17 protein-coding genes are annotated in these 18,447 nt (G+C 68.6%); 13 read left to right on the top strand and 4 right to left on the bottom strand.

What is annotated here, in order from left to right:
* The first annotated feature begins 86 nt into the window (after positions 1-86).
* The 7 genes from DAT35_RS17895 (at position 87) to DAT35_RS17925 (ending at position 5,889) form a co-directional block, all read left to right on the top strand.
* Positions 87-632: a hypothetical protein gene (locus tag DAT35_RS17895; RefSeq protein ID WP_108068239.1), complete on the top strand. Its 546-nt coding sequence runs from the start codon at positions 87-89 to the stop codon at positions 630-632.
* The gene (locus tag DAT35_RS17900; protein ID WP_108068240.1) at positions 629-1,222 is read left to right on the top strand and encodes a tRNA-uridine aminocarboxypropyltransferase; all 594 of its coding nucleotides are present in this window, start codon (positions 629-631) and stop codon (positions 1,220-1,222) included. Before DAT35_RS17895 ends, DAT35_RS17900 begins: the two co-directional genes overlap by 4 nt.
* 92 nt (positions 1,223-1,314) lie before the next feature.
* Positions 1,315-1,857, top strand: a complete 543-nt coding sequence (locus DAT35_RS17905; protein ID WP_158501759.1) for a DUF2378 family protein — start codon at positions 1,315-1,317, stop codon at positions 1,855-1,857.
* Positions 1,858-2,047: 190 nt separating this feature from the next.
* Entirely contained in the window at positions 2,048-3,352 is a 1,305-nt protein-coding gene (locus DAT35_RS17910; RefSeq protein ID WP_233261528.1) for an AHH domain-containing protein, read from the top strand.
* A 23-nt stretch (positions 3,353-3,375) separates the two neighbouring features.
* Positions 3,376-3,939: an imm11 family protein gene (locus DAT35_RS17915; protein WP_233261529.1), complete on the top strand. Its 564-nt coding sequence runs from the start codon at positions 3,376-3,378 to the stop codon at positions 3,937-3,939.
* A gap of 484 nt (positions 3,940-4,423) precedes the next feature.
* Positions 4,424-5,362 carry an alpha/beta hydrolase gene (locus DAT35_RS17920; RefSeq protein WP_158501760.1) on the top strand — a complete coding sequence of 313 codons (939 nt, stop codon included), beginning with the start codon at positions 4,424-4,426 and terminating at the stop codon, positions 5,360-5,362.
* Complete coding sequence (locus DAT35_RS17925; protein WP_108068243.1) at positions 5,359-5,889, top strand: hypothetical protein; 531 nt, start codon at positions 5,359-5,361, stop codon at positions 5,887-5,889. Before DAT35_RS17920 ends, DAT35_RS17925 begins: the two co-directional genes overlap by 4 nt.
* Here the strand turns inward: DAT35_RS17925 and DAT35_RS17930 are convergent.
* Positions 5,825-6,505, bottom strand: a complete 681-nt coding sequence (locus tag DAT35_RS17930; protein WP_233261530.1) for a TetR/AcrR family transcriptional regulator — start codon at positions 6,503-6,505, stop codon at positions 5,825-5,827. The genes DAT35_RS17925 and DAT35_RS17930 overlap by 65 nt on opposite strands.
* 47 nt (positions 6,506-6,552) lie before the next feature.
* On the opposite strand from DAT35_RS17930, the gene DAT35_RS17935 reads away from it, so the two are divergent.
* Positions 6,553-7,377 carry an SDR family oxidoreductase gene (locus DAT35_RS17935; protein ID WP_108068244.1) on the top strand — a complete coding sequence of 275 codons (825 nt, stop codon included), beginning with the start codon at positions 6,553-6,555 and terminating at the stop codon, positions 7,375-7,377.
* 108 nt (positions 7,378-7,485) lie between these two features.
* On the opposite strand, the gene DAT35_RS17940 is transcribed toward DAT35_RS17935, so the two are convergent.
* A complete protein-coding gene (locus DAT35_RS17940; RefSeq protein ID WP_108068245.1) occupies positions 7,486-9,096 on the bottom strand; it encodes a glucan 1,4-alpha-maltotetraohydrolase domain-containing protein in 1,611 nt (536 codons plus the stop codon).
* Positions 9,097-9,316: 220 nt separating this feature from the next.
* On the opposite strand from DAT35_RS17940, the gene DAT35_RS17945 reads away from it, so the two are divergent.
* The 5 genes from DAT35_RS17945 to DAT35_RS17965 all read left to right on the top strand — a co-directional run bounded on the left by DAT35_RS17945 (position 9,317) and on the right by DAT35_RS17965 (position 15,606).
* Positions 9,317-10,489, top strand: a complete 1,173-nt coding sequence (locus DAT35_RS17945; protein WP_108068246.1) for an acyltransferase — start codon at positions 9,317-9,319, stop codon at positions 10,487-10,489.
* Positions 10,490-10,495: 6 nt separating this feature from the next.
* Positions 10,496-11,668: a sensor histidine kinase gene (locus tag DAT35_RS17950; protein ID WP_108068247.1), complete on the top strand. Its 1,173-nt coding sequence runs from the start codon at positions 10,496-10,498 to the stop codon at positions 11,666-11,668.
* The gene (locus DAT35_RS17955; protein ID WP_108068248.1) at positions 11,665-12,435 is read left to right on the top strand and encodes a LytTR family DNA-binding domain-containing protein; all 771 of its coding nucleotides are present in this window, start codon (positions 11,665-11,667) and stop codon (positions 12,433-12,435) included. The genes DAT35_RS17950 and DAT35_RS17955 overlap by 4 nt, the downstream gene beginning before the upstream one ends.
* Before the next feature lie 426 nt (positions 12,436-12,861).
* On the top strand, positions 12,862-15,159 hold the full coding sequence (locus DAT35_RS17960) for a S41 family peptidase (protein WP_108068249.1): 2,298 nt from the start codon (positions 12,862-12,864) through the stop codon (positions 15,157-15,159).
* A gap of 84 nt (positions 15,160-15,243) precedes the next feature.
* Complete coding sequence (locus DAT35_RS17965) at positions 15,244-15,606, top strand: AraC family ligand binding domain-containing protein (RefSeq protein WP_108068250.1); 363 nt, start codon at positions 15,244-15,246, stop codon at positions 15,604-15,606.
* 18 nt (positions 15,607-15,624) lie between these two features.
* Here DAT35_RS17965 and DAT35_RS17970 read toward each other — a convergent pair whose 3' ends face one another.
* Both DAT35_RS17970 and DAT35_RS17975 read right to left on the bottom strand, forming a co-directional pair.
* A complete protein-coding gene (locus tag DAT35_RS17970) occupies positions 15,625-17,043 on the bottom strand; it encodes a protein-disulfide reductase DsbD (protein ID WP_108068251.1) in 1,419 nt (472 codons plus the stop codon).
* 168 nt (positions 17,044-17,211) lie between these two features.
* Positions 17,212-18,399 carry an MFS transporter gene (locus tag DAT35_RS17975; RefSeq protein WP_233261552.1) on the bottom strand — a complete coding sequence of 396 codons (1,188 nt, stop codon included), beginning with the start codon at positions 18,397-18,399 and terminating at the stop codon, positions 17,212-17,214.
* Between the last annotated feature and the right edge of the window lie 48 nt (positions 18,400-18,447).

Below are 18,447 nucleotides of genomic sequence, written 5' to 3' on the forward strand. Positions count from 1 at the left end.
CTCCCCTCAAATACCCGCTTGCGCTGAGGGCCGGGGGAGTGGTCCTCTCTGGTCATCCCGTCTGCCTCCACGGGAGCAGTCCCCTCATGGAACCCTCCGTCGATAGCCGCGAGTACCGCGTCGTCTTCTTCTGCCCGACCTCGAGCGCCCAGCTCGAACACATCGAGGCACCCGTGCGCCGCGTCCTCACGCGCATCTCCGCTCCCCCCGCCGAGCTCGCCCCGCTGGAGGCCGCCGGGACGCTCGGAGAGGCGGGCTGGCGTGTCTACCTGGTGCGCTCCATGACCGAGCGCTCCGCCGCGCACGCCCTGGCCGCCCATGTCACCGAGGCCGCCGCGGCCATCGCCGCCGAGCTGGACACCGAGGTGCTCGGGCTCTACGTGGACGTGGCCAGCGACTCGTCGCGCGTGTGCCGCTGCATGCCGGACGAGAGCCCCGAGACATTCGCCGGCCGCCGCCGCAACGTGCTCGACCGCACGGCCGAGTGGCTGGACGTCAACCCGGCCAGCCTGTCGGCCCTCTTCCAGCTCGGCATGGAGACGGACGAGGAGATGGACGCCGAGGACCGCTTCGTCGAGGCCAAGCTGCGCGAGGCGCGCGAGCTCATGCAGCGCTATCGTCAGGGCAAATGAGGTCTCGGACCCCGGCGGATCTCGCCGGTCGCTGCCCCGGCTGTTACCTGCCCACCGCGCTGTGCCTGTGCGCCGACGTGCCCCGGCTCGAGACGCGCACGCGCTTCCTCGTCATCCGCCACAACAAGGAAGCGAACAAGTCCACCAACACGGCGCGGCTGGCGGCGCTCGCCCTGACGAACTGCCACATCGTCTCCTATGGAGCCCCGGGTCAGCCCTTCGACCTGTCGGTGCTCGCGGCGCCGGACACGTGGCTGCTCTTCCCGGATGCCCAGCCGCCCCCGCCCGGTACGCCTCCGCCCGAGCGCGTGGTGGTGCTGGATGGCAACTGGACGCAGGCCCGGCGCATGTACCAACGACTGCCCGAGCTGCGCCGCCTGCCGGGGCTCCCCCTGCCTCCTCCCCCGCCAGAGGCCCGGCGCCTGCGCCGCTCGCCCCACCCCTATGGGATGTCCACCGTGGAGGCCATCGCCGGGGCCATCTCCGTCCTCGAGGGCGAGCCGGTGGCCCGCTCGCTCCATGCGCTCCACGAGCTGATGATCGACCGCGTGCTCGCCGCCCGGGGCCGGATCAACGACGACGACGACTGAGCGACGCCGCGGCGCGCCACGAGCCCCTGCCTGGAAGAGCGGCCGGGTGACGGATGGTCATCGGACAGCATCTCGGTGGTAGGGTCGGCGCCGTGAATCAAAGGCTGATCTTCGATTACACACTGCAGAGCAACCTCCGGGTGCTGGGACAACCGCTCGCGCCCGAACATGTCTCCGGGCTGATGGAGCTGGGCGTCGACCCGAGCAGGCCGTTGCTGCCGGCGTACCCGGTGGAGACGTACACCGCGGTCATCGACTTCATCGCCGCGCAGCTGTGGCCGGGGCTGCCTCGGGACGAGGCGGGCTTCGAGCTGGGCCGGGCCTTCATGCGCTCGTACCGGGAGACGCTGATGGGCAAGGCGGTGCTCTCGGTGACGCGGGTCATCGGGCCGCACCGGACCCTGGAGCGCATGAACCGCAACTTCCGCAGCGCGAACAACTACACCGAGACGCGCCTGCAGAAGGTGGGGCCGAGCACCTACGAACTGTGGTTCAACTATGCGATGCGCACCGGCTACTTCCGGGGGCTGATCACCGAGGCGCTGGAGAAGACCAGCGCCAAGGCGCTCTCGGTGACGCTCGTCGCCAGCAGTACCGGCGGCGAGGCCACGTTCCGCATCTCGTGGACGGATTGAGCCTCCCGCGGGGAGGGGCAACGGTCCCGATGCGGCATCCCGGAGACACGCCTGAGACCGGCTCGCGCCGCCCGGAAACCGGCTGGCGACAAGCGCATGGAGCCTTCGAGAAGCGGCCCCCATCATTGCACTCCAGGAGGGACCATGAACCTGATGACGCACCCCGCCACCGGGCGCGTAGGCTGCGGCAATGATGCAGAGAGCTTCGTTCCTCCTCCCTCGCCTGTTCCTAGCGCTGAGCCTCGCCCTTGCCTCCTCGTGTGCCACCTCTCAATCCGGTGTGGCCGACAACCAGAGCCAACCACCTGCTGAGCCCCAAGTGGTGCGCGCCACGTGGTTGCTGGGAGAGCAGCTCCAGCTCGACTTCGAGCCCGTCCCGCTGCCTCCCCGTCTGGAGACAGTCACGGTGGAGGAAATCCGTTCGGTGCTTGCCGACTTCCTCCAATGCGTCGAGGACACGTCCCAGTTCCAGATCCTTCCCGTCCTGGCCTCATCCACGAGCGGGCTCCCGCCATGGGAAGCGCGGCTGCGTGCGGAGTTCCTCACCCGGTACGGCCCAGGGCTGTTGCCACTGCCCGACTCGTTGGAACGCAGCCCGCTTTTCATGGCCCTCAGGCTCTCGCCTCGCTATATGGGGCCGGGCCTCCGCGACGCAGCGCGAGAGCTGTTCCGCTCGCCCATCTTCCTGGCCAGCGTCACTCTGTCGATCCTGGTGTACTTCTCCGCGTGGGTGCTGCCCGAGCCCCTCTTCTCCAAGGCGTTCGCCGCCACGCTTACCGCCAGGCTCGCGCTCGCGGTGGGACTGTTGGAGCTGCGCAACATCGCGCTGGCCTTCCTGCAGTTCTACAGAGAGGCACAAACGGCCAGGACGATGAAGGAGATAGAAGCCGTCGCCGAGAGGTTCGGCCGTGCGCTCGGAGGCACGGCGCTGCGCGTGCTCGTCATGGCCGCCAGCTTCGGCGTGGCGAAGGCCCTGCCCAACGTGCCTCCCGGCGGGCTCGGCCCGCTGCTGAGTTCTCCACGCTTTGCCATGGCGGGGGGAGGAAGCGTCCAGTTCGCGAGCACGGCTCATGTGGTGGCGGACGGCACCATTGTTCTCGCGGGAGCGGCCATGGGGACTGCCGGCTCCACGGCGGGCGGTGTCTGCAGTGACGGCTCCGAGAAGAAGGACGGCTACCAGTGGCACCACCTGGCCACAGACAAGAATGACGCTTCACCTCTGAGAGGTGGACCTTGGACACCGCGCTTCCAGCGGCTCTTTGGCAAGGCGGGAATGCAGCTCAACGATCCCGCGAACCGCGTCTACCTCTTGGGCCATCTGGGACCACACCCAGAGCGGTATCACGCGGAAGTCCACCGGAGGCTCGAAGCAGCCCTGGAAGGCTGTGGCAGCATCTCGCAGTGCAGAGTGCGCTTGGTGGAGGAACTCCGAAGAATCAAGGATGAAGTATGCACCCGCGGCTCCCCCCTGCATCGGCTCCTGACGGAATCGTGAAGGATCGAGGCGAGAGTCAAAGTATGACTTGGTATTACGATTTACTGGACGACACGCGGCTGCCAGGAAGATGGCAGCTTGGGGCGCCCCTGGATGATGGGGGAAACGAAATCGACCCGTGGCAGTTCAAGAAAGGGCGCGTTCTGGAGCTGGGATGCGTGCCCCGCTTCACGCTTGATCTTCCTGGCCATCCGCTGGATTTCAGCTGGGCGGCTTTTAGCATCCCAGTGGTCTCTGGCCGCTTCGCCAAACTGTTCGAGCGACTGCGCGTAGAGGGTGTGCAGTTCATTAAAGCCCAGGTCGATGATCAGCCAGAGCCCTGGTACATCCTCAACGCGCTCCGGATCATCCGTTGTATTGATGACGCTCGTAGTGAGCAAGTCCAATACTGGAAGCCCCAAGACAACCGGCCGGACAAGCTGGGCGAGTATCGTGCTGTCTATGGCATGCGCATTGACTCAGCGAAAGTAGGGGACGCTCGCATCTTTCGTCCTTGGGGCTGGCGCGTAGCGCTCATCGTTGCAGGGGACATCAAGCAGGCCATCGAAGACACGAACCTCTCTGGAGCAAGATTCGTAGAGGTTTAGAGGCGGCGCGAATCGAACCCGCGCTGGGCGGTGCGAAACCTCTAGTACTACTGTGTCATAAACGTCAGGCTCTGCCGGTGACGGTACGGACAGCCGATGCATGAAGGATGAGGACTGCCCGAAAGAGTTCTCCTGCCTGCCCGTCAAAACCAAGGATGGACAGGCCCTGGTCCGCAGGTGCTCGCTCATTGGAGAGCGGAAGGAAGGAGAAAGGTGTGACGTGCTCGCACGCAGTCATCGTTTCGGCTGCGCGCGAGGACTCCTCTGCCAGGCGGGCACCGGCTACTTCCGGGGGCTGCTCACCGAGGCGCTGGAGAAGACCAGCACCTCGGCTCTCGGTGACGCTCGTCACCAGCAGTGCCGGCGGCGAGGCCACATTCCGCATCTCGTGGACGGATTGAGCCTCCCACAGTGGGCTCTCTCCGGGCCAGAGAGTCCTTCTCCTATGCTATCTCCGGGTGACTCGAGTACGCAGAGGAGCGCGATGGATACCGAAGTGGAAGTCATGAAGACGCGGTGGTTGTTACCCGCGGCGTTGCTGCTGGCCATCACGGGATGCGGTGCGCGTTCCGGTGGCGCGGAAGGCAAGGTCACGTACGCGGAGGTGCCCAGCCCGAGTGAGCCCCGCGGGGTGCATCCGCTGACACTCGACATCGCGGTGCCAGAGGGGCCGGGGCCCTTTCCCGCAATCGTCTTCATCCACGGTGGCGGATGGGTCATCGGAGATCTGCACGAAGGGAATCTCGAAGAACGAGTCCAGGAAGCGAGCCGGCGGGGCTTCGTCGGGGTGACCCTCAACTATCGACTCGCGAACCTCGACGATGGACACGGCAAGGCCCTCCATCCCTGGCCGGCGCAACTGCAGGACGTGCGTTGTGCGCTCCGGTGGCTCGCCGCGAATGCCTCCACGTACAAAGTGGATACGGCCCGGGTGGGGGTACTCGGCCAGTCCGCCGGCGGGCACCTCGCGATGATGTCGGCGTACGCCCGAAACGACGCACGCTTCGAGCCAGCCTATTGCCCCTACAACGAGAACCTCGAGGTGAAGGCCGTGGTGTCCATGTGCGGCGCCGGTGACCCCGCGTCCGTCTATGAGACGACAGACTGGTGGGTCAAACCCTACATCTCCCGGTTCCTCGCGCTGCCGGACGGAGCGAAGGTGCGGGATGCGCCCGAGGTCTTCGCTGACGTCAGCAACCTCACCTACATGGGCCGCGGGCCCAAGGTGCCCCTGCTGATTCTCCAGGGGACGAAGGACACCCTCGTCGTCCCCGAGGTGCAGCGAGCCTTCGCGGCATCAGCCGAGCTGCTCGGGCAGGAGGTCCACGTCCAGTACTTCGAAGGCGCGGGCCACGACATTGATGCCACCCACCGGGCCGAGTCGGACGTGCACATCTGGAAGTGGTTCGGGGAGCGGCTATGAAGATGCGCCACTTCATCGGCATGCTCGTCCTGCTGGGGGCGCCGCGAGCACTGGCTCAGTCAGGCGAAGCGCAGACCCAAGCTCCAACCGCGGAGCCCTTCGCTCTTCGGCTGGGGCTCAGCGCCCGGCCGCTCATCGGGCTCAGTGGGCTGAGTGCTATCAGGACCCACACGCTTCGGGACGGAGGGTGGGTGGTCGCGGACGTCGCCCCCTCCTACCGCCTGTCACGATTCTTCGCCGCCGAGCTCGGCCTGTCGGCGATGGTGCCCGTGAAGGACGCGTGGGGGTTTCCGGACTTCCGGCTCGCGGTGACACCCGCTGCCCGGCTCGATGCCGGGCCTCTCTACCTGCGCGTCGGGGTCCCCTTGATGTTCGGGGAGGGATTCAGCATGGGCGCACAGGCCGCGGTGGGCGCGACGCTCTTCAACCACTTCTACGTGGGAGTCGTCGGGGAGGCCAACGTCAGAGACCTCCTGGGGATGGCGGGGCTCGAACTGGGCGTCCGCTTGGGTGGCCCGAAGCCCTGACAAAGAGCGCGGAGCCAAGCAACGTCTTGGCGCGCGCCACCAGTCGCGAGCGATCCTGGGCGGGAACGGCCAGCATGCCCCCCTCGATCATCGCCCAGCTGCACACGAAATCGTCGAGCGTCACACCCGGCCGCACGAGTCCCTGCGCTCGCGCCGCCTCCACCGGCCCGGCGAGCAGGCCGCGCAACTGCTGGTTCAGTTGTTCGAGGGCTGTCCTCCCTGCTTCCGTGGATGCCAGGTACGGGTGCAATCCCGGGATGGCGCTCAAGGTGTCAGCGATCCAGAAGAAGATCTCCTCGACGGAGCGGGCCGGGTCGGGGGCCGCGGCGAGGCGTTGTTCGATGAGGTCCACGCGGCGCTCGATCATCGCCCGGGCGAGGTGGTCGCGATCCGGGAAGTGGCGGTAGAGCGTGCCTCGCCCGACCCCGGCGCGCTCGGCGATGAGCTGGAGCGGCACGTGGAGGCCGTGCTCACGGAAGACCTGTTCGCCCGCCTCGAGGAGAAGTTCGCGGTTGCGTTGAGCGTCCTGTCGTTGCGTCACGCCCAGGAGTGTACCCCACGAAATGGACACCCATGTCCGCTTCGTGGTATGGCGCTTCCAGAAACGGACATCCATGTCCGCTTCTCCGGAGAAACAACCCTACGCCCAGGGAGACCCGCCCCATGACCGCACCGCACAAGGACGTCATCGTCATCACTGGCCTCGGCGGCATGGGCCTCGCCACCGCCCGCCGCCTCGGCTCCGGCCGCCAGCTCGTCCTCGCTGACTACGCCCAGGAGCTCCTCGACCGCGTCGCCGACACCCTCCGCGGCGAAGGCCACACCGTCCACCCCCTCCGCGTCGACGTCTCCGACCCGCGGTCCGTCGAACGGCTCGCCCAGCACGCAGGTGCCCTCGGCTCGCTCCGCGCTGTCGTGCACACCGCCGGCGTCTCCCCCGTGCAGGCCAGCCCCGAGCGGGTCGTGCAGGTGGACGTCCTCGGCACCGCCCACGTCCTCGATGCCTTCCTCCCCTTCGTGACGCTCGGCAGTGTCGCCGTGTGCATCGCCTCGATGGCCGGTGCGATGGTCCCCCTCCCCCCCGAGGCCGAACGGGCCCTCGCCACCACCCCCACGAGCGAGCTCGCGGGGCTCCTCATGCTCGACCCCAAGAAGCTCGATTCCGGCGCCGCCTACAGCGTGGCGAAGCGCGCGAACCAGTTGCGCGTCCAGGCGGCGTCGATTCCGTGGGGGCGGCGGGGCGGCCGGGTGGTCAGCGTCAGCCCGGGCATCATCTCCACCCCGATGGGTCAGGCGGAGTTGCAGGGCCCTCACGCAGAGGCCATGCGCGGCATGATTCAAGCGTCCGGCACGGGGCGCATCGGCACCCCGGACGACATCGCCAGCGCCGTCGAGTTCCTGATCAGCCCTCGGGCGTCATTCATCACCGGCACCGACCTCCTCGTCGACGGCGGCGCCGTCGCCGCGGCGCGCTACGCCCGGCCGTAGCGCATCCCTTCCACGAACCCCATCAGGAGCATTTCCATCAAGGGAGCCCCCCATGAGGGTGGGGAGGCTCACCGGCCGATGCCCCTTATCGGACTTCCCTGAAGCAGGTCAGAACTTGAAGTTCCCGCCATCCAGCGTCGTGGAGCTGCCGCAGGCCGCCGTGGTGGCCTCGCGGTTGCCGCTGGAGGTGGAGGCGTTGCTCTCCCACACGGCCGTGCTGCCGTTGTACTTGACGAACTTGTACTGGATGGCGGTGGAGGGGCTGAGCTGCACCGTGCCGCTCCAGGTGACGTTGGCGCCCGAGCCCTGGATGGTCAGCTTGAAGCCGTTGGCCGGAGTCCAATTGCCCAGCTGCGACTGGTTGCCCACCACGTAGAGATCCTGCCCGAACGTGGTGTTCGCGTTGCTGATGCTGAAGGTCACGGGCACCGTGGTGCACGTACCACCGCCCCCTCCGGTTCCACTCGTCCACACCGCATAGTTGGACCCCGACGCGGCCTGCGTCCAGCCGGTGCCCGGGCTCCAGGAGTTGGGGCCGATCTTCACCGCCGTGTTGCCGTTGATGATGGCCGCGTAGAGGCCCGTCTCGGCGACCTGGATGGCCACCGTGGAGGTCGAGGTGATGCCCTGGGCCTTGCGCACGTCCATCAGCGCCTTGATCTGCGCCTTGAGGCCCCAGTCGTAGATGTGCGGGTAGTAGACCGAGGGGATACCCGGATGCGTCAGCACGTAGGCATAGCCCTGCATCACCTTGTCACAGGGCACCGGCCAGTGGTTCTGCCCGTTGCCACAGGACTCGCTCGGGCCGGTGTCGTGGTTGTCCACGAACGTCACGGACTTCTGCGCCCACCAGCCGATGGCCCCCGCCGGCTTGCCCGCGGAGTCCTTCAGCCGCCCGTACTCGTTGTTGGCCAGCGCCTGGTTGAGCAGACCCTTGGTGGTGAAGTCGAACGCGCCGCACGTCCCCTGCGTCCCGTCGATCCAGTTCATCAACTGCTGACGGTGCGCATCCACGTTGTTGTAGTCGAGGTTCGTCCAGATCTCGCCGACACAGAAGTCCGGCTGCATGGCGTCCTGGTAGAGCTTCGCGTAGCTGGGGGCATAGCCCTTGGAATAGTCAAAGCGGATGCCACTGAAGCCCACGCCCTTGAGCCGGCTGGACAGCCAGTTCTTGAGGTCCGTCTGGACGACGGAGTTGCTGTGATCCAGGTCCCGGGCGGCGCTGTAGCCATCTCCCGAGTCCGCGGCGCCCGTGGAGCAATTGCACTCATCGCCCGCGGCGATGGAGGACGTGCCCCAGGACGGATTGGTGAAGTCATACCAACCGGTCGACCCCACGCGGTGGTTGATCACCACGTCCGCCACCGACTTGATGCCAGCGTTGGAGAAGGCGGTGATGGCGTTCTTCAGGTCGGTCTCGCTGCCGTAGCTGGAGTTGAGGACGTTGAGCTGGCGCGGCAGGTAGCCCTGCGTGGAGGCCGCGTCGGAGGGCGGCGGGAGCCACACGTGGGTGAAACCCATGGCGCCCAGGTCGCTCGCCTTGCCCTGCAGGACGTTGTACCAGTTGGGGTTGGAGTAGCTGGCCGAGTTCCAATGAAAACCCTGCACCAGGATGGCCGTGCTGGCCTGGGTCTGCTGGGTGGCCGCGGCGGCCTCTCGGGCCGGAACCAGACAGGCCAGCGCCAGCGCGGCGTACGACATCCACTTCGAATGGTTCATCTTCTTGTTTCTCATCGGTGGGGGGGTCCGAGGGCGAGGGGTCCCCTTCAACCACTTTCGCCGTGTATGACTTGATTTCCTCACTATCGGTGAAGTCAAGGAGCGGTGCGGCATCCCGGTGAGAGACTCGAGACCGGCTCGCGCCGCCCGGAGACCGGCTGGCGACAAGCACATGGAGCCGTGGAGGACCGGGACCCATCCTGGCGCTCCAGGAGGGACCATGAACCCGATACCGAAACCCGCCATCGAGCGCCGCCCGGACCTGGACTGGCTCCGGGTGGTGGCGATCCTGCTGCTCCACCTCTTCCACACCGGAATGATGTTCAACTCCTGGGACTGGCACCTGAAGGCCCCCGAGCTCCTGCCCGTCCTGGAGCCCCCCATGGAGCTCCTGCACCACGTGCGCATGCCCCTGCTGATGCTCATCTCGGGGGCGGTCACGGCCGTGGCCCTGAGACGGCGGGGAGTCGGGGCGTTCGTGTGGGACCGGACGAAGCGCCTGCTGTGGCCGCTCGTCTTCGGCATCTTCGTCATCGTCCCGCCGCAGATCTACGCCGAGCGCCTCTTCCGGGGCACCTTCCACGGCGGCTATCTGGACTTCTACCCGTCCGTCTTCCAGTTCGTGTCCTACCCCGCGGGCAGCTTCAGCTGGCACCACCTCTGGTTCGTGGCCTACCTCTTCGTCTACTGCCTCCTGGCCGCGCCCCTGTTCGCATGGCTGGAGACGACTCGAGGCCGGGCCTGCTTCGAGCGCGCCGAGGAGTGGCTCGCGCGGGGATGGAACCTCTGGCTCCTCTTTCTGCCCCTGGCCCTGGGCCGCATCCTGCTGCGGCGCTTCCCCGAGACGCACGCGCTCACCGACGACCCCAACACCTTCGTCTACTACGGCCTGCTCTTCCTGCTCGGGCACCTGCTCGGCCGAGGCTCCCGGCTCCAGGAGCGGCTGGTGGTCATGCGCCAGCGTTCCCTGGCAATCTTCGGGGTGCTCTTCGCGCTCATGGTGCCGCCCTCCGAGTACCCCTTCCCCTTCGAGCACCTCGGCACCTACGCCTTCGTGTGGTGCCTGCTGCTCACTGCCCTCGGCTACGCGCGAGCCCACATCACCACGCGCAGCGCCTGGGTGACGTACGCCCAGGAGCTCGCCTATCCGTTCTACATCCTCCACCAGACCGTCATCGTGCTCGTGGGCTTCATGCTCCTGCGGCCAGCCGTGGGCCCGTGGACCCGCTTCGGACTGGTGCTCACCCTGTCCTTCCTCGTCACCTGGGCACTCTGCGAGGGCGTGAAGCGCGTGTCCTGGCTCCGCCCCTGCTTCGGCATGGCAGGCCGGAAGCCGGTGGCGCCGGGAGCGGTTCCCTCCCCGAGTCCCCTCGAGGCGAAGTCCGGAGTCTGAGTCCCCATGGAAGCCACCCCCACGCGCCAGCCCGCACTGGAGTCCCGCCCCTGGCGCTGGCCGAACATCCGTCCGCGCCCGGCCCTGGCGTTGCTCGGGTTCGGCGTGACCGTGGGCCTCTGGCTGGGCAGCACGGTGTGGCTCACCCTGAGGGCGGACGGCAGCACGGTGCCCTGGACCCGCCCCTTCCTGTGGGAGCTCACCGGGGCCCTCAGCGCCCTCCCGCTGCTGCCCATCCAGCTGACCGCCGTGCTGAACGCCCCGAGTCCCCGTGCCTCGGGGGAGAACCGTGGCGCGGCGTGGGGGCGCTTCCTCGGCATCCACCTGGGCGCCTTCCTGCTCTACACCTCCCTGCACATCCTCTTGATGGTGGGCTCCCGGCACCTGCTCTACTCGCTCCTGGGATGGGGCTCCTACAACTACGGGCTCCTGGGCTTCCGGGTGCCCATGGAGGTCCAGAAGGATCTGATCGTCTACGGGCTCTCCTACACGGGCCTCACCCTCTACGGTGCCTGGAAGGAGCGCCAGGAGAACGCCCTGCGCGAGGCCCGGCTCGAAGGACAGCTCAAGGCCGCCCAGCTCCGCGCGCTCATGGGCCAGCTCAACCCGCACTTCCTCTTCAACGCGCTCAACACCATCAGCTCCGTGATGTACGAGGACCTGGCGAAGACGGACCGGCTCCTGAGCGACCTCGGGCTGCTGCTGCGCGAGAGCCTCGAGCGCGGCACGGGCCCCACCTGGCCGCTCGCCGACGAGCGCAAGCACACCGAGCGGTTCCTCGCGCTGATGCAGGCCCGCTTCGGTGAGCGGCTCCGCGTCCGCTGGGAGCTGGAGCCCGGTCTGGAGCCCCTCCCCGTCCCCCGCTTCGCGCTGCAGCTCCTGGTGGAGAACGCCCTCAAGCACAACCAGGAGCAGCTCACCGGGCTGGAGGTCCGGCTCCGGGCCCGGAGCGAGTCCGGCGCCCTGCTGCTGGAGGTCGAGGACACCGGACGGGGCCTCGCGCGCCCCTCCCCGGCGACACACGGCTCCGGCCTCGGCCTCACCGGGCTCCGGCAGGCGCTGGAGCTGCTCCATGGTCCCGAGGGCCACCTGGAGCTGGGCGCGGGCCCCGAGGGTGGCGCCCGCGTCCGCATCCGGGTGCCCCTCTCGCGGACCCGTTCCGAGGAGGCCCTGCCATGACGACTCCCCTCTCCGTGCTCGTGGTGGATGACGAGGCCCCTGCCCGGGCCAAGGTGAAGCGCTTCCTCGCGGAGGATGAGCGATTCTCCCTCGCCGGAGAGGCCCAGGACGGCGCCGAGGCGCTCGCACGCATCGAGGTGCTGAAGCCACACCTGGTGCTGCTCGACATCCAGATGCCAGGGCTCACCGGGTTCGAGGTGTTGGAGGCCCTGGGGCCCGAGCGCTGCCCCGAGGTCATCTTCTCGACGGCCTATGATCAGTTCGCCCTGAAGGCCTTCGACGCCCACGCCGTGGACTACCTGCTCAAGCCCTACGACGCCGAGCGATTCCGGAAGGCCCTGGACAAGGCCTGGACCCGGCTCGACGGGGGGCGTACCGACACGGAGCGCCTGAAGGCGCTGCTCTCCAGCCTGGAACCAGGCCGGGAAAAACCCCTGGAGCGCCTGCTGGTGAAGACCGGGGAGGCCTGGATCGCCCTGCGCGTGGACCGGGTGAGCCGCTTCTCCGCCGAGGACAAGTACGTGCGCGTCTTCTCCGACGAGGGCGAGCACCTGGTGCGCCAGACGCTCAAGCACCTCGAGGAGCGCCTGGACCCGCGGCGCTTCGTGCGCGTCCACCGCAGCGAGCTCATCCAGTTCGACGCCGTGGTCCGGCTGGAGCCCTGGAGCCATGGCGATGGCCTGCTGATGCTCCGGGACGGCAGCTCCGTGGTGCTCAGCCGCACCTACCGGGAGGCCTTCCTGGAGCGGTGGGGCGTGGAGGGGTAGGCTCCCTCAAGCCCCAGAAAAGACCGCGGCCCGCTCCCCGATGCCCCCCGGCATCAAGAAGCGGGCCACGTAGAATCCCGCGTGCCCCCCCGGACCTCGCGGGAATCGGAGGCGCCTCCCCCCTTTGCACTGCAAGGCGCCTCCTGGAGGTTTTCGGATTCCGCAGTGCAAGCCCCCTCGCTCGACGGAACCGTCCCCCGTGTTCTGAAAGCACCTTCTCACGAGTCCGCCGCCGAGGCTGTGAGCCGGCTCACTCGCCCGCTGTGAAATGTTTCACACCCCCCGCCCCCGCCCATACCCCCTGTACAGGCAGGCAGGCCCTCTCGCGAGGCGCTCGCACGCGGAGCCCCACTCCACGCTTCGGTGGATCGCGGTGGGTGCGCTACCGTTCGGTTCCCGGACGCTCTTCTTCCCCCTGGAAGGCACATGCCGCGTACCCTGCTCACGAGTTTCGCCCTGGCCTTCGGCCTCGTCGCCTTGACCGCGTCGGCGGCGGAGCCCCCCCCCACCGCCCTCCCCTCCCGCGAAGAGCGCCTGGATCGACTGGCCCGGTTGTGGGGACAGGTGCGTTACCGCCACCCCTACCTGGCCTACAAGGACATCGACTGGGACGCCGCGCTCGTGGCCGCCATCCCCCGGGTGGAGGCCGCCAAGGACCGGGCCGCCTACGCCACGGCCGTGCAGGACATGCTGGAGGAGCTGAGAGATCCGGCCACCCGCATCCTGCGCCCCGACGAGCAGCAGGAGGCCACGCAGAAGGCGCCGACGGCCCCGGTCCGCGACCTGCGCAGCTGGGAGGCCAAGGACGTGCTCGTGCTGGACCTGCGAGCCGCCCAGCAGCCGGCGGCCCTGGCGCTCCTGCGCGGCAAGTCCGAGGAGCTGCGCCCGGACCTCGCGAAGGCCAAGGCCGTCATCGTCGATCTGCGCGCCCGGGGCGTGGACGAGCGCACCACCTGGTCCATGAATGACCTGCTCGGCAAGGTGCTCCCGCTCTTGCTGACCCAGGAGCTCCAGGTTCCGGGAGAGCGCTCGGTGTACCACTCGGGCTACCGCCCGCAGTCCGGTGGCAGCAGCGGCGGTTACGCCATGTCGTTCCTCACCTCGGCGGGCGAGCTCATCTCCCCTCAGGGAGAGGGAAAGGCTCGCCCGGTCATCTTCCTGCTGGATGACAAATCCTATGCGGATCCCCGCGTCCTCACCATGAAGGCCCAGGGGCAGGCGCAGATCGTCACCGAGGGACGGCTGGACGACGGGGCGGCGGTGCAGAAGACGCGGGTGGAGCTCGGCGGCGGGCTGACGGCGGTGGTGCGGCTGAGCGAGCTCGGCATCCCCCTGCGCGCGGACGCGGTGCTGCCCAAGCGCGCGCGCTCGGAGGGCAAGGATGACACGCTCCAGAAGGCGCTCGAGCTGGCGCGCAAACCGGCGAAGAAGGGCAAGGCGCGCGAGCTCGACCTGCCCCCGGCCCGGTGGCAAGCGGACCGCAAGTACGAGGACATGCTCTACCCGAAGCGCGAGTACCGCCTGCTCGCGCTCTTCCGGCTGTGGAACGTCATCCAGTTCTTCTACCCGTACAAGCACCTGATGGACCGGGACTGGGACGGCACGCTGGCCACGTTCCTGCCGAAGTTCGAGAAGGCGAAGGACGCCGCGGAGTACGCGCTCGCGGTGGCGGAGATGAGCACGCTCATCCAGGACGGGCACACGGGCCTGCGCGGCCACCCCGAGCTGGAGAAGCGGGGCCTCGCCGGCGTGGGCGCGCCCTTCGAGCTGATGGAGATCGAGGGCCAGCCGGTGGTGGTGGGCATCCGGGACGCGGAGGCGGCTCCGGGGCTCGCACCGGGCCAGGTGGTCGAGACGATCGACGGCAAGCCCCTCGCGGAGCGGGTGGAGGCGCTGAAGCCCTATGTCACGGCCTCGCACCCCGTGCACCTGCGGCACATGCTGCTGGCGCGGGCCATGATGGGGCCCGAGGGCTCCCAGGCAACGCTGGGCGTGCGTGACGCCGCGGGGCAGCCCAAGCAGGTGCGCTTCACCCGGAGCGTGAAGTCGTTCCAGAAGCCCCGGCAGGGCGAGGCCTGGCGCGTGTTGCCGGACAACATCGGCTACGTGGACCTGACGCGCCTGCAGGTGCCCGAGGTGGCGGGCATGTTCGAGAAGCTGAAGAACACGAAGGCGATCGTGTTCGACATGCGCGGCTATCCGAAGGGGACGGCCTGGAGCATCGTGCCGTACCTCAACACGCGCAAGGCGCGCTACGGGGCGGTGTTCGAGCGCAACGTCATCACCGCGGTGTCCGAGGAAGAGGCGAATGGGCGGTACAAGTTCTTCCAGGAGCTGCCCAAGGCCGACGTTCCCTTCCTGTACCGCGGCCGGACGGTGATGCTCATCGACGAGCGGGCCATCAGCCAGTCCGAGCACTCGGGCCTGTTCTTCGAAGCGGCCAACGGCACCACCTTCATCGGCAGCCCCAGCGCGGGAGCCAACGGCGACGTCACGGACCTGGTGTTGCCCGGCGGCATCACCCTGGGCTTCACCGGCCACGACGTGCGGCACCTGGACGGCCGCCAGTTGCAGAGGGTGGGTCTGCGGCCCCAGGTCTTCGTGAGGCCCACGATCCTGGGCGTGCAGGCCGGGAAGGACGAGGTGCTGGACAAGGCCCTCGAGTTCCTCAAGGGCGGCAGCAGCAGCGGCGGCGCGGCGGTGGCCGGCGACTCGGTCCGGTAGCACCCGCGACGGACAGTCCACCAGGGAGGCACGGGCGCTGGTAGGGTGCCGGCGCACCGTCAACCCTACCCTGGAGGACCCGACATGCCGACCCTCATCCCCGCCCCCACGCGCATCACCGCCGCGGGCAACAAGCCCAAGCTCATCGACGAGTACGTGGGGCGGGTGAACACGAAGCAGGGCGAGCTCAGCGTCGCCCACATGCGCAGCCCCGGCGGGTGGCTGGAGCCCGGCCAGACGCCCGAGTTCCGGGAGATCACCGTGGTCATCAAGGGCCTGCTGCGCGTGGAGCACAAGGGCGGCCACCTGGACGTGCGCGCCGGCCAGGGCGTGGTGACCGAGCCCGGGGAGTGGGTGCGCTACAGCTCTCCCGAGGCCGAGGGCGCCGAGTACATCGCCATCTGCCTCCCCGCCTTCTCGCCCGACACCGTCCACCGCGACGCGTAGCCGCCGCGGGGCCCGGCGCTAGTTGACCTTCTTCATCTCCACGACGAAGGAGCGCGGCGCCAGGAAGCCCGTCACCCTCGGGGCGGGGAGGATCTCCCCAGTGGAGGAGACGAACGCCACCGTGGGCAGTCCCTCCACCCCGAAGCGCTCCATCAGCGAGTCCAACGCGTCATCGCTGTTCGTGGCATCGACCTTCACGTTGATGAAGCGCTCGGACTCCGCGATGACCTCGGGAGCCGGGTACGTCTCACGATCCAGCTCCTTGCAGGCCGCGCACCAGTCCGCGAAGAAGTCGATCATCACCGGCCGCCCCTCGCTCTTCGCGCGAGCCATCACCTGCGCGAAGGACTCGGACGAGAAGCCGTTGCCCTTGGCCGGCATCACCGCGTGCCACGCGAAGGAGGGCGCCTTCGGCTGCTCCATCACGCCGAGCGACACCCACAGGGAGCCCACGCTCTTGGTGTCCATGGCCCCACCGCGCAGCACCAGGGCCACCACCACCAGCGCCACGCCGAAGCCCTTGAGGGTGAAGTCCCTCGCCCCCTCCTTGAAGGACAGGTGGATGGCGCCCAGCAACACCCCCAGCGCCGCCAGCACCGCAGCGATGACCGTGCCCGGCGTGCGGCCGAGCTGCTCGGCAACGCCCTTCACCGCGCCACCCAGCGCCGGGAAACCATCCTTCAGGTACGAGATGGCGAGCGCCACCAGCACGATGCCCAGCACGCTCTTCACCCACTCCATCCACACGCCGCCCCGGGGCAGGCGCACGGTGAAGACGCCGATGAGGAAGAAGGGCACGCCGATGCCGAGCGCGTAGATGAAGAGCAGCACCGCGCCGAGCAGCGTGCTCTGCGACTTCGCCACGAAGGCCAGCAGGCCCGTGAGCACCGGCCCGGTGCACGGAGCCGCGAGGAAGCCGGACACGCTGCCCATGAGGAAGGCGCCCGTGACGCCCGAGCCACCCACCGAGTTGAGCCGCTGCTGGAGCCCCTGGGGCAGCGCCAGCTCGAAGGCGCCGAACATGGACGTGGCCAGCGCCAGGAGGAACACCGCCAGCCCCGTCACCACCACCGGGCTGCCCAGCATCGAGCCAAAGGCCTGTCCCGTCTTCGCCGCCAGCACCCCCAGCCCGCTGAACACCACGCCCATGCCGACGATGTAGGAGCTGGTCAGCACGAGCGCCTTGCCTCGGCCCTCGGCCTTGCGCGCCCCGAAGACGGACACGGTGATGGGGATGAGCGGGTAGACGCAGGGCGTCATCGCGGTGAGCAGGCCACCGGCGAACACCACGGCCGCGCCGAGGGCGAAGCTGCCCGCCTTGAGGAAGCGCGCGGCGTCCAGCCCCGAGCTCGGGCCCGTCGGGAGGAGCCAGGGCACGATCACCACGGCCAGCCCGAATACCGCTGCAATGACCCCCACCTTCTTCTTCGCGTCCATGTGACTCCTCTTGCCCCTACCGGCCCCTATATACGCGCGAGGGGCCGATGGTTACACCGGAGGTTGCTCCAGGGCGCGCGCACCTGACGGAACCCAACCCGGCGAGCCAGCCCTCCTCCGCCCTGGTCCCCACGGTGGCCGGAGAACCGTTCCCGGAGCCCTTCTTTTCTACACCTGGGGTGAAGCGACGGGCTCGGGCAAGGGCTGCGTCCGCCGCAGGGGCAGGAGGAGCGCCACGAAGGCCACCGACAACACCGTGCCGAGCAGGAACACGTTCGAGTAGCTCCAGCCCAGCCGGGTGGCCAGTAGCCCCGCGAGGGGGCCCCCAGGCGACTTGCCCAGCACTTCCACGCTCGCCAGCAGGGTGTAGTGCGTGGCCCCGATGCGCTTGTCCACCCGCGACATCATGAACGCGAACAGCGCCGTGGTGAGCACTCCTCCGAAGAAGTGCTCCGCCACGGTGACGGCGACGACGCCCGGGGCCGTGGGCCCATGGAGCGCCAGCCACCACTCGCCACCGAGCGGGAACACGCGCAGGCACGAGGCGAGCGCCAGTGCCCCCAGCAGCGGCATCCGGCTGGCGAGCCACCCTCCCGCGAAGGAGCCGAGCAACGAGGCCACGAGGCCCCACGTCCCCACCCACTGGCCGATCTGCGCGGGCGTGAAGCCCACATCCACGAGGAAGGGCTTGAAGAGCACATCCACGAGGGTCTCACCCAGCTTGTAGGTGCCGATGAAGAGCAGCATCCACGCCGTACCGGGCAGGCGCAACGCGGCCAGGAGCCGCGCCCGCACATCGGACCAGGAGACCCGTTCGCCCTCCGGGCCCTCCGCGGCGCGACCGGGCTCGCGCACCAGGGCCGCCACGCCCAACACCCCCAGGGACAGCAACGACATCGCCAGGAAGAGCCCCCGCCAACCGACGAAGTCGATCATCCACATGAGCAGCCCGCCCGAGGTGAGCATCCCGGCCTTGTAGCCCACCACCTGGGCCGTGTTGCCCCACCCCAGCTCGTGCGGCTCCAGCAGGTCCACCGCGAGCCCGTCCACGGCGATGTCCTGCGTGGCCGCGAAGAAATTCATCAGGAAGACGAGGCCCAGCAACAACCACAACGCGCCCGGCACCGGCACGAAGGCGGCCGCCGCGCACGAGGCCGCCAGCCCGGCCTGCATGGGGAGGATCCACGACTTGCGCCGGCCCAGACGCTCCGAGCCGTAGCGATCCACCAGGGGCGACCACAGGGCCTTGCCCATCCAGGGGAGCGCCAGCAGCCCGATGCTGCTGATGACCATCAGCGACACGCCCTGCGTGCGCAGGTACACCGCCAACGCGGTGGTCTGGAAGCCGTACGGCATCCCCTGCACGAAGTACAGAGCGCTGAGCAGCCCCAACTTCCGGTACGA

The organism is Vitiosangium sp. GDMCC 1.1324 (genome assembly GCF_003044305.1).
In the GTDB taxonomy this organism is placed as follows: domain Bacteria; phylum Myxococcota; class Myxococcia; order Myxococcales; family Myxococcaceae; genus Archangium.